The sequence below is a fragment of the Novosphingobium acidiphilum DSM 19966 genome (assembly GCF_000429005.1).
Lineage (GTDB): Bacteria > Pseudomonadota > Alphaproteobacteria > Sphingomonadales > Sphingomonadaceae > Novosphingobium > Novosphingobium acidiphilum.
Genome location: NZ_AUBA01000035.1, coordinates 1 through 6866, shown reverse-complemented (window position 1 = coordinate 6866; position 6866 = coordinate 1). Strand labels below are relative to the sequence as shown.

Below are 6866 nucleotides of genomic sequence, written 5' to 3'. Positions count from 1 at the left end.
CAAAACTGCCAGCGCGGTCGCGCGGCACATCGATCTCGATCTTGCCAGTGGCCGTCGACACCGTTTTGCGCCCGTAGCCATTGCGGGTGTTGTCCGCCTCAGCTTCGTCGCCCAAGTGAAAATCCATCTCGGCGTTTAACGCCCGCTCGGCCAAGGCCTTCTTGAGCGCATTGACCAATTCGCCAGAATTCAGTGCGACTGCCGCATCGCCGCCGGCCAGCAATTGGTCGAGCAGGTCATCGGGAATCGCAGGGGCTTTGCGTCGTGCCATAAAGGGTCTCCTTTTTACCCATTATGCCACCCCGCACACGAAATTCCTGACACTGCCTCTTGTCGAACACGCCCATCCGGCTCCAGCGGATAAACCGGTTGTAGATCGTCTTGTGCGGACCATAATCCTTGGGTGCATCACGCCAGCGCAAGCCATTCCTGATCACGAAGATGATCCCGCTGACAATCCGCCGATCATCCACCCTGGGAATCCCGTGCGACAACGGGAAATATGGCGCAATCTCCTGCATTTGCGCGTCCGACAACCAAATCAAATCGCTCATGGCAACGCCTCCTTGCGCTGCCATTGAATCAATCTATCATCGGTTATGCAACGCTTTTAATAGGTCCTGAGCCTAGCGAAGCCCCTGCAACCTGGTCCATGTTCCAAAACTGTTCATGTGCGAGAAAAGATGGGGCCATTAGCGCACGTTGCTGTTTGGGATGCGGGGAAACACAATACAATGAACAGTAAAAAGATCCTGCGTCGCGGTCAGGATGTTATCATGACCGAGCTTGCCGGCCTGAACGAACTGGCAGAGAACCTTGATTTATCGTTCGTTGCAGCATGCGAGGCCATTGCTGGCTTGCAGCGCCAGCTGGTCGTCACCGGCATGGGTAAATCGGGTCACATTGCGCGGAAAATCGCAGCCACTTTTGCAGCTACGGGAACGCCTGCGATTTACGTTCACCCAAGCGAGGCCGGACATGGGGACCTCGGCATGATGACCACCGGCGACGTTTTGCTTGTGCTGTCAAACTCTGGGAACACGCGCGAATTGCTTCCCATGATGCATTATGCTCAGGCCCTAAAAATCACAGTCCTTGGCATGGCATCGCGCCGCAAATCTCCTGTTATGGAACTCTCTGACATTGGGCTCCTCCTGCCGAGGGTCAAAGAAGCGTGCTCCGTCAATGTCGCACCGACCACTTCAACGACTGTGCAGCTAGCCTTGGGCGATGCACTCGCCATGACAGTCATGGACATCCGTGGTATTTCAACTCGACATCTGCGCGCCCTTCATCCTGCCGGAACGATTGGCCTCTCGCTGGCTCCAGTCCATGAAATCATGCATAGATCTGAAAATCTGCCTCTGGTCGGCGGCATGACCAAGCTTACAGACGCGATTGCAACAATGACCTCTGGTGGATTCGGCTTGGCAGGGGTCTCTCAAGACGACGGCCAGCTAATCGGCATCATCACCGATGGTGATTTAAGACGGCTGACGCCTACTCAACCATCCATGCTCGCGCGCGAGGCTATGACCCAAAATCCCAAGGTAATTGGGGCTAACTGGCCCGCATCCGATGCTTTGATTTTTTTAAATCAAAACAACATCACCGCCGCCTTCGTCGTCGAGAAGACTGGCATTGCACCTCAGAAACCGGTTGGCATCATCCATATCCATGACCTCTTGCGCCATGGACTGACCTGACAATGTAGTAAGCCCGTTCCCGTCTCGCCGCCTCTGAAGGGCCGGATTTGCGTTGAAAGGTGTCAAAATGACCCCAAACTTTGCCATCATCATACCAGCGCGTTATGGGTCCCAACGTTTTGAGGGCAAGCCTTTGGCACTTCTTCGCGGCGCCGATGGCGACGCACGGAGTCTCATTCAGCGCTCTTGGGAAACAGCGTGCTCAATCTCCGAGGCACATACTGTTTGGGTCGCTACAGACGACCATCGGATCGCCGATACGGTTCAAAACTTTGGCGGCCAGGTTGTCATGACACCTACCCATTGCCGCAACGGTACAGAACGGTGCGCTGCAGCGCTCGAAGTGCTGGGTGAGATTGCGCCAATTATCGTCAATTTGCAGGGTGATGCACCGCTGACCCCTGATTTCGTTGTTTCCGATCTTGTAAAGACGCTTGCAGAAACGCCTGACGCCGTGATGACTACGCCAGCTGTTCGATGCTCCGCCTCACTTTATGACCATCTCGTTACTGACCAAATGCAGGGGCGGGTTGGGGGAACAACGGTTGTCTTCAACACCAATCACCGCGCCCTCTTTTTTTCCAAGCGCGTCTTGCCGTTTGTCGACGCCAAACGCAAAGATGCGCATAGGTTTGTGCATCTGCATTTGGGTGTTTACGCCTATCGGCCCTTGGCACTTGCAAGCTACGCAAGGACACGTCCCTCCCCCCTCGAAGAAGTCGAGGGGCTTGAGCAATTGCGCTTTCTGGACGCGGGACAGGTCGTACGTGTCGTGCCTTTTGATCCGATTGACTGGGATTGTATCGAACTCAACAACCCGGAGGATATTCCAGCCATTGAGGCAGTTTTGCTGCGGCGCAAAATGCGCTAGATATAAATGATGCAGCAAACCGTTCATCTTCCCAATGGCATCATCTTTGCCAATGATCGCCCGCTTGTTCTCGTGGGGGGCATGAATGTCATCGAAGATCGCGACACCTTGCATGAGGTGGCGGGTCATATGGTCGAAGTGACAAGCCGATTGGGTACCCCTTTCGTTTTCAAGGCAAGTTTCGACAAAGCCAATCGCTCGTCGATCAATTCCTATCGCGGGCCAGGCTTGGAATTGGGTCTCCAAATGCTGGGTGAGATCAAGGACCGTTTCGGTGTTCCGATCATCACTGATGTCCATGAGCCTTATCAGGCTGCCGCAGCCGCTGAAGTAGCCGACATTCTTCAACTGCCAGCATTCCTGGCCCGGCAAACTGAGCTTGTGCTCGCGCTTGCCAAAACAAAAGCTGTAATAAACATCAAAAAACCCCAGTTTCTTGCGCCTCACGAGATGCGACACATACTCACGAAGTGCGCTGAAGCAGGAAACAATCGCGTGATCTTGTGCGAGCGGGGAACAAGCTTCGGGTACAACAACCTCGTCGTTGATATGCTTGGCATCGACCTCATGAAGCCGTTGGCACCCGTTTTGTTTGATGTCACTCACGCCCTTCAAATGCCGGGCGGGCGCGCCGATAGTGCAGGTGGGCGCGCAAACCAAATTGCCCCCCTCGCCCGAGCTGGCGTAGCTGTGGGAATTGCTGGCTTGTTTTTGGAAGCCCACCCCGACCCTTCTCGTGCACGTTGCGATGGGCCTTGCGCATTACCCCTCGCAGAGCTTGAGCCGTTTCTTGCGCAGCTGGCCAAAATAGACGCAGTTGTGAAGAGCTGAAAGCCGAGCCGTGACCACAGCACTTATGCAATATTTCCTAAGGATTCCCCCCTTCCCTGGCAGCCGAGTGACAAGCTTGGCTAGCCCAGGCTGCGCCGATGTCGACCTCCCAAAATTGGCAGATGTTTTGCGCCAAGAACAGGTCGGGGGAACATTTTGGGGCGTGCGGCCGAAGCTCGCGATCCATCACAAGCTCGTGCTGGTTCCAGACAATACGAACCAACTCCATGAAATGCTCTCATTTCTTGATGGTCAATCCTGCACAATCGTCGAAAAACCGGGATTGAGTATCCCCCAAGGCCATCGAACAACACCAGCTTGTCCAGATCCATGGCATCTCGCCCAACATGCAAACGCAATTTGGGCCGATGCGAACCAAGACATTGCTTTGGTTTGCGCCCTACTCGACAAGCATGTTCGAATTTTTGGATCAGGCCATTTCGAGCGATGTGGCCACGAGCCTTTATCAGCCCTCGCGTCAGCAGTCGCACAGTGGAGCTACATCTCGCCTTTCGATGGCTCCGATTGGTCTCCTTTTCAGGCGATCGAGCAATTGGCAGAATGGCGCAAACTCATAGATGCAAACCGTTCGATTGGGGCGATTTATGGAGTTGCGGGCTGGAAGCGCGTGACGCTCGATGCACTCCTCTGGGATGGAGCCAATACGCCCCCCTATAGCCGCCGTGTGCCTTGTAGAGGAGACGGTGCCGTTCAAGTCGCAGCGTGGAAATCGCGTACGACTCCTGCCCTGCTCAAAGACCTTGTAGCACAAGGTTTCCAAATTTGTGAGGTCGAGGACGGCTTCATAAGATCACAAGGCTTGGGTGCAAACTGTGTCCCACCTTTGTCCATAATAATCGATTCAAGGGGTGTTTACTTCGACCCGGAAACACCGAGCGATCTCGAAACGATTCTCGAGACCCAAGAAATAAACTCAACGCTTTGTGAGCGCGCCTCGGCACTTTGTGCGAAACTAATTGAAGCATCTATTTCAAAGTATTCGTCGGGAAGCGGAGCGATCGATCTTCCGCCAAGCGACAAGCGCCGGGTACTTGTCATTGGGCAAGTAGAGGACGATCGGTCAATGATAAGCGGCGGACGAGGTATCTCCAATTTGGAGCTACTTTCTAGAGCCCGTGCAATCGAGAATGACGCTTGGATCGTATACAAGCCTCATCCAGATGTCGAAGCTGGTCACCGCAAGGGTAACATTCCCGATGAGCAAATTCTTAGTTATGCTAATCATATTGAACGCACCGGCCCGGTTGCCGCTTTGATCAACGCTGTGGATTGTCTTCACGTCATCACGTCTCTGGCCGGTTTTGAGGCCCTCATTCGAGGAAAAAGCGTCATCACGCACGGTATGCCATTTTACGCTGGCTGGGGTCTCACCAAAGACCTTTGCGCAATGTCCCCGCGCAGAACACGCACGCGTTCGCTCAACGAACTCGTTGCTGCAACATTGCTGCTTTATCCTCGGTATATCGATCCAGTCACACGCCTACCCTGCCCTGCCGAAGTCGTCATCGAACGTATGGCGAAAGGCGAAGCAACAGTTACCTCGTATCTCGTTCTGCTCAGAGAATGGCAGGGCAAACTGCAAGCCGTTTTGAGCACAATGTTCGGAGGTCGGTAATGTTTATCGCCGCGAATCAGAGCAAAAGGTTCCTGTTCCTTCAGGGCCCCCCTGGGCCGTTTTTTCGGGAACTTGCAAAGGCCCTCGAAGACAGAGGCATGGATACACACCGCATCAATATATGCGGCGGCGATGCGTACGATTGGCCCGAAAGAAGCGTCAATTACCGTGGCGGTCGCAGAAAATGGCCGATTTTTTTCGATCGCTATGTGCGGACCCACGAGATCACTGATTTGGTGCTTTTTGGTGATTGTAGGCCCATGCATCAGATCGCTTTGCGCATGGCACGCATGCGCGGAGTCCACATCCATGTGTTTGAAGAAGGCTACATTCGGCCCGACTGGATGACGCTTGAACGCGATGGCGTGAATGGGCATTCGCCCATCGAACGCAATCCCGAAATCATTCTTTCGCAAGCCAAATGGCTTCCGGACGTACCTAACCTGCCGCGGATAACGGCAAGCTTCAAGCGTCGGGCGCATGACAGCTTTTGGCATTACTACCACGTTGTCGTGCGCAAATTCGCTTATCCTTTTTACTCGAGCCATAGGCAGGGTTCGCTGGCGCTTGACGGCATCGGTTGGCTCATCAAACTCGCTCGCAAAGGTCGCCGCGCGCGCCAAGCCGAGCAGACTCTCATGCTGATCAAGCGCAAACAGTACTTCCTGTTCCCCTTGCAACTTTCAGGGGACTACCAGATTCGCGCCCACTCGCCGTTCGGGTCCATGGTTATCGCTGTGGAATATGTTCTTGAGAGTTTCGCCAAGTTCGCGGCGGCAGATGCCGTTCTCGTTGTCAAAGAACATCCGCTCGACAGTAGCTATCGCAATTGGCGTACAACCATCGCACATATGGCCAAGAAACTCGGGGTTGCAGATCGCGTTCATCACATGGACGGTGGCGATCTGGGTGAGCTCGCGTCGAAGGCAAGGGGCATGGTCTGCGTCAATTCAACGTCAGGCACGCTCGGACTCGAAGTCGGTCGCCCTGTGATAGCCTTGGGTGAGGCAGTCTATGACGTAGAAGGCATCACCCATCAATTGGGGCTCGATACCTTCTGGACACAACCGCAATATCCTGACGACAAACTTTACCGGGCGTTCAAACGCATGATCCACGCCAAGTGCTTGGTTCGCGGTGGCTTAGCGAGCAAGTCAGGGGTTGCGACACTCGTCAAAAACAGCGTGAGGCGGCTACTTTCCGACGATGGCCTGCCTGTCATGCCAGTACGCGAGTTGAGCACAGAAGAAACCAATCTTATTCTGCGGGCGTAAGACCTGCATCATCAAGCATACCCTGCGCTCGCAAGGAGATAAACAAACGATTGATAACGGGATTAGACCAACCGCAATTGGTCGCAAAGTCGCGTTGCAAGGTGTCATGGTGGATTTGATGGGCCACGGGGCTCATGAGCAGCCCTGCCTTGCGTAGAACTGGGATAAACCAGGGATTCTCCAACCGGTGAAGACTCCCGTGGAAATATTGCGCAAATGTGTCCGTCGTCAGAACATTTGGCACATCAGGCGGCGTAAATTAACGGAGAGCGGGCCTCGTCTGGGGTTTGGTTTTAGGCGGCGAGCTTGCGGTGTTGCAAGCGTCGATGTTCGATGGTCTGTCGCTTGATGGTTTCGCGCTGCTTGATGATGGCTGGGGCCCTGCCGAAGTAGGCATCAGCGGGCGTGACGTTTTTCAGGCTCTCGTGGTAGCGCTGGTGATTGTAGTGCTCGATGAAGGCCTCGATCTGGAGTTCAAGGTCGCCTGGCAGGAAGTAGTTTTCCAGCAGGATGCGATTTTTCAAGGTCTGGTGCCAGCGCTCGATCTT

Annotated in this window: 8 protein-coding genes and 1 pseudogene; 5 read left to right on the top strand and 4 right to left on the bottom strand. The window is 54.3% G+C overall.

The features are described 5' to 3' along the window. Both G404_RS19610 and G404_RS19605 read right to left on the bottom strand, forming a co-directional pair. Nucleotides 1–271 (bottom strand): transposase (locus G404_RS19610; RefSeq protein ID WP_211230805.1); only part of this gene is annotated, 271 nt, incomplete at its 3' end. Nucleotides 272–335: 64 nt separating this feature from the next. Then, a pseudogene (locus G404_RS19605) lies at nucleotides 336–554 on the bottom strand (transposase); the annotation flags it as partial. 222 nt (nucleotides 555–776) lie between these two features. Between G404_RS19605 and G404_RS0117070 the strand changes: the two are divergent. The 5 genes from G404_RS0117070 (at nucleotide 777) to G404_RS0117045 (ending at nucleotide 6318) form a co-directional block, all read left to right on the top strand. Next, nucleotides 777–1706: a KpsF/GutQ family sugar-phosphate isomerase gene (locus G404_RS0117070; RefSeq protein WP_245584582.1), complete on the top strand. Its 930-nt coding sequence runs from the start codon at nucleotides 777–779 to the stop codon at nucleotides 1704–1706. A gap of 67 nt (nucleotides 1707–1773) precedes the next feature. Beyond that, entirely contained in the window at nucleotides 1774–2577 is an 804-nt protein-coding gene (locus G404_RS20245; RefSeq protein ID WP_084601474.1) for a 3-deoxy-manno-octulosonate cytidylyltransferase, read from the top strand. 6 nt (nucleotides 2578–2583) lie between these two features. Beyond that, a complete protein-coding gene (kdsA, locus tag G404_RS0117060) occupies nucleotides 2584–3408 on the top strand; it encodes a 3-deoxy-8-phosphooctulonate synthase (protein ID WP_028642134.1) in 825 nt (274 codons plus the stop codon). Between the two features lie 163 nt (nucleotides 3409–3571). Continuing rightward, the gene (locus G404_RS20240) at nucleotides 3572–5044 is read left to right on the top strand and encodes a capsular polysaccharide export protein, LipB/KpsS family (protein WP_245584581.1); all 1473 of its coding nucleotides are present in this window, start codon (nucleotides 3572–3574) and stop codon (nucleotides 5042–5044) included. Further along, on the top strand, nucleotides 5044–6318 hold the full coding sequence (locus G404_RS0117045) for a capsule biosynthesis protein (RefSeq protein ID WP_036521916.1): 1275 nt from the start codon (nucleotides 5044–5046) through the stop codon (nucleotides 6316–6318). The genes G404_RS20240 and G404_RS0117045 overlap by 1 nt, the downstream gene beginning before the upstream one ends. Here G404_RS0117045 and G404_RS20235 read toward each other — a convergent pair. Together G404_RS20235 and G404_RS0117040 are read right to left on the bottom strand one after the other, a co-directional pair. Then, nucleotides 6302–6562, bottom strand: a complete 261-nt coding sequence (locus G404_RS20235) for a fatty acid desaturase CarF family protein (protein WP_156906370.1) — start codon at nucleotides 6560–6562, stop codon at nucleotides 6302–6304. The two genes, G404_RS0117045 and G404_RS20235, sit on opposite strands and share 17 nt — an antisense overlap. A 49-nt stretch (nucleotides 6563–6611) precedes the next feature. Then, on the bottom strand, nucleotides 6612–6866 hold a 255-nt coding region (locus G404_RS0117040; protein ID WP_028642130.1), incomplete at its 5' end, for an integrase core domain-containing protein.

Excerpts from the sequence above, each read along its gene's own strand:
- G404_RS0117045 (WP_036521916.1), top strand. The coding sequence starts at position 5,044 with ATGTTTATCGCCGCGAATCAGAGCAAAAGGTTCCTGTTCCTTCAGGGC.
- G404_RS0117070 (WP_245584582.1), top strand. The coding sequence starts at position 777 with ATGACCGAGCTTGCCGGCCTGAACGAACTGGCAGAGAACCTTGATTTA.
- kdsA (WP_028642134.1), top strand. The coding sequence starts at position 2,584 with ATGATGCAGCAAACCGTTCATCTTCCCAATGGCATCATCTTTGCCAAT.
- G404_RS20245 (WP_084601474.1), top strand. The coding sequence starts at position 1,774 with ATGACCCCAAACTTTGCCATCATCATACCAGCGCGTTATGGGTCCCAA.